The sequence below is a fragment of the Bacillus sanguinis genome, from assembly GCF_018332475.1.
Lineage (GTDB): Bacteria > Bacillota > Bacilli > Bacillales > Bacillaceae_G > Bacillus_A > Bacillus_A sanguinis.
Map to the genome: position 1 here is coordinate 1 of NZ_BOQB01000177.1, position 3729 is coordinate 3729.

The 3729-nt window shown below is 32.7% G+C and carries 3 protein-coding genes; all 3 read left to right on the plus strand.

Features of this window, described 5'->3' with window-relative positions:
* Nucleotides 1-217 precede the first annotated feature (217 nt).
* On the plus strand, nucleotides 218-748 hold the full coding sequence (locus tag KI369_RS19075; RefSeq protein WP_212956981.1) for an RNA polymerase sigma factor SigX: 531 nt from the start codon (nucleotides 218-220) through the stop codon (nucleotides 746-748).
* Nucleotides 749-1726 (plus strand): DUF4179 domain-containing protein, encoded by a 978-nt coding sequence (locus KI369_RS19080; protein ID WP_212956982.1) that lies wholly within the window; start codon nucleotides 749-751, stop codon nucleotides 1724-1726.
* Between the two features lie 460 nt (nucleotides 1727-2186).
* Nucleotides 2187-3729: M4 family metallopeptidase (locus tag KI369_RS19085; protein WP_212956983.1), on the plus strand; the 1543-nt coding region annotated here is incomplete at its 3' end.

Below are 3729 nucleotides of genomic sequence, written 5' to 3' on the forward strand. Positions count from 1 at the left end.
TTGTTTTTTAATAGTATAAAACCCACTCTTAAAAATAGTTGAGAGTGGGTTTTATGTTGTTATTGAGAAAAAAGTTTACTTTAATTAATATGAATATTTGTTTATATGATGAATGTACGTAATAGTACATAATAAAAATATTATTTTTTTGTCACAAAAATGAGCATTCTGGTTTCTCTATAATGCAGGCATCAAAAGAGAGAGAGGTTTTATTCACATGCAAACAATAAAAAGTGAAGAGAGGAATGTTTCACATATAACATTTGAAGCGTTGTTTAAACAAAACTATGCGTATGTTGTTAAACAAATAATATGGATCATTAAAGAACAGACGGTTGCTGAGGAATTAGCGCAAGAGGTGTTTTTGCAACTGTATCATTCAGATTGGAAATCTATAGAAAATTTACGCGCTTGGCTTATAAAGTCTTCTACTTATGTCGCTTATAACTACATTCGCTCTGAAAAGAGACATCAGGCAAGAATTGATAAAGAAACCCAGTATCAAGAAGTTCAAATTGATTCGTCACTAGATGATGAATGGATTAGAAAAGAAGAAATTACAAAAGTACAAATGGTTTTGCGAAAAATGAAAGAACAAGATCGAACGATATTGCTAATGAAATTTTCAGGGTTTCGATATAAAGAAATAGCGCAACTACTTCAGATTGACGATTCATCTATTGGAACAATGTTGGCAAGAGCTAAACTAAAATTCCGGAAAATTTTTGAACAAATGGAGGGAAACTAAATGACTTGTTATGAAATTGGATCCATTCAATCATATATTGATGGCGAACTTTCGCGTGAGGAAAGAAAACAATTTATAAAGCATTTAGACAAATGTAAGGAGTGTCAAAATTTATTAATTGAGCTAACAGAATTAAATCAATGGGAACATTCAACACTAGCCAAGGAGAAGCTTCATGAGACTCCAGAAATAAATATTGATGTCGAAAAAGCATGGCAAACATTTAATAGTTATAACCAAACTAATAATATACTTAGTACAAATCAAACGATAGAAAGAAAGCAGGGAGTATTTTCAAATATGAATAAAAAATCAAAACGTTTCATGTATACGGCGGTTGCTGCGGTAGGTATTTTTACTATAGCTATAATCCCGCAAGTTCAAGTTGCAGCAACTAATATTGCTTCTTACTTTGCTAATGAGGTTTTAAATGATTCAGTTGTGAATGAAGGGAGTAAAGATGAAAACGGCGTACAGCAAGAAGGTAGGTTGAAAGGGCAGTTTATACCTATTGATGAAAAGATAATAGATCAAGGGATAACTGTACATTTTAAAGAATTATATGTGGCAGACGCACGTATATCTGTTCATTATAGAGTGGAGAAAGCCGATGGAACTCTAATGCCATTTGAATTTGATACAAATGGATTAGATATAAAAAGCGATGGGAAAATAAAAGGACAACAAGAAGAAAACCCTGAATATAACATAGGAAATGGTATGTTTTCACAATTATCATTTATTCAAGGTGAAGACAATTTGCCATTCGAATTAATGTCAGAAGGAAAAAAATTAGAGCATGTGGGCATCCGTGATAAAGACAGACCAGAAGGTGTCATTACATTTGTTGAAGGTCCTGAAGGAAAAGGTTCCTTTAAACAACCTTTAACATTAGATATAAACATTAATAAAATAGGAAAAACAGCTGGATCTTGGAAAGGGCAGTTTCAAATTAATCCTGAAAAAATAAATAAGTAAAACAAATTTATATGAATAAAAGAATAACACAATACATGTCGAGTGCTATCTTTATCTATTGTTTCGCTTTCATCATGTTTGTTTCTTACATTATTTTAACTATCTCTATTATTTACTAATCAAATAGTAACGAAGAATTTCAATGTATTAGATAACCGATTTTTAATGGTTAAAGTTTAGAGAAATCACCAAATAAACAATTGAATGAGACGAGCATATACTAATAAATGACACAATGCATTTATGGTTTATAATCGTATGTAAAGAGCGCCTTAGGGAGCTCTTTTTTTTATTAAAATTCATGCACTTATATGAGTTGTTCTTTATTTATATCATCGCCCTTACATTATGTAATTTTGCATAATGTTACATAAATTGTGCATTTTCTCTTTTTTTCGACAGAAACAGTGAGTATACTTTGTACAAGCTTTCTATTTCAAAAATTATACGAGGTGAAAAAATGAAAAACAAAAAGACATTAACTAAGGTAGCTTTAACAACAGGCTTAGCTTTAACAGCTGTAGCACCATACGGAGTAGGTCATGCAGAGGAAACAGATCAACTACAAGTTCAAATTCAGGAGGAATCGTTCCGTTCGGGTGAACTTACACAACCGTCACAAAAGGCACCAGAGAATGTAGTAAAAGATGCTCTGAAGGAGAAAACAGAACAAGCTCTTTCTCCAAAGCAAGTCAATGGAGAAACAGGAGTAGATTATAAAGTTCTTCAAAAACGTGGTTCATATGATGGGACTACACTTGTACGTATTCAGCAAACATACGAAGGAAAAGAAGTATATGGTCATCAATTAACTGCACACGTAGATAATAACGGTGTTATTAAAAGTGTTTCAGGTGATAGCGCACAAAATTTAGAACAAGAAGAATTGAAAAAACCTATCAATCTATCAAAAGATGAAGCAAAACAATATATTTATACGAAGTACGGGAACGATATCAATTTTATTTCTGAGCCAGAAGTTAAGGAAGTTATTTTTGTTGATGAACATAATGGACAAGCTAGCAATGCATACCAAGTTACATTTGAAGCTGCCACACCAAAATATGTTTCCGGAACATATTTAGTAAATGCACAAAATGGTGATATGTTAAAAAATATGGTGCAAGAGTCTAACTTGAAAGCAAGTGAAAAACTAGTTGGAGCCTTAAAGAAAAGTAAAAAAAGCAGTCTTACATCATTAACGGGAAATGGAAAAGATGATTTAGGAATTTCTCGTTCATTTGGTATTTCTAAACAAAATAATGGAAAATATGCTCTTGCTGATTATACAAGAGGGCAAGGAATTGAAACGTATGATGTGAATTACAGAGATATTACTAAAGAAGAAAGCTATTATCCTGGTACATTAGCAACTAGTACTTCGACAACCTTTAACGATCCGAAAGCAGTAAGTGCTCATTACTTAGCAACAAAAGTTTTTGATTTTTATAAAGATAAATACAAGCGTAATAGCTTTGATAATAAGGGACAAAAGGTAGTTTCAGTTGTACACGCTTGGGATTCTGAAGAGACGAATGATCCGAAAAATTGGCAGAATGCATTAAGTGCTAATAATGGTAGTATGCTTGTATATGGTGATCCTATTGTCAAAGCATATGACGTAGCTGGCCATGAATTTACACATGCTGTAACTTCTAGTGAATCTAATCTTGAATATTACGGTGAATCTGGTGCGATTAATGAGGCGCTATCTGATATCATGGGGACATCTATTGAGAAATACGTAAATAATGGAAGCTTTAACTGGACAATGGGAGAACAAACTGGATCTGTCTTCCGTGATATGGAAAACCCAGCTTCTGTTCCATCTTCACTTGGAGTACCTTATCCAGATGATTACAGTGAATTTAATGATTTTAATGGATGGGATCAAGGTGGCGTTCATTTTAATTCAAGCATTATTAATAAAGTTGCGTATCTCATTGCAAAAGGCGGAACTCATAACGGTGTAACTGTTAAAGGAATTGGTGAAGATAAAATGT

Coding starts and splice junctions, on each gene's coding strand:
- KI369_RS19075 (WP_212956981.1), top strand. CDS start 218: ATGCAAACAATAAAAAGTGAAGAGAGGAATGTTTCACATATAACATTT.
- KI369_RS19080 (WP_212956982.1), top strand. CDS start 749: ATGACTTGTTATGAAATTGGATCCATTCAATCATATATTGATGGCGAA.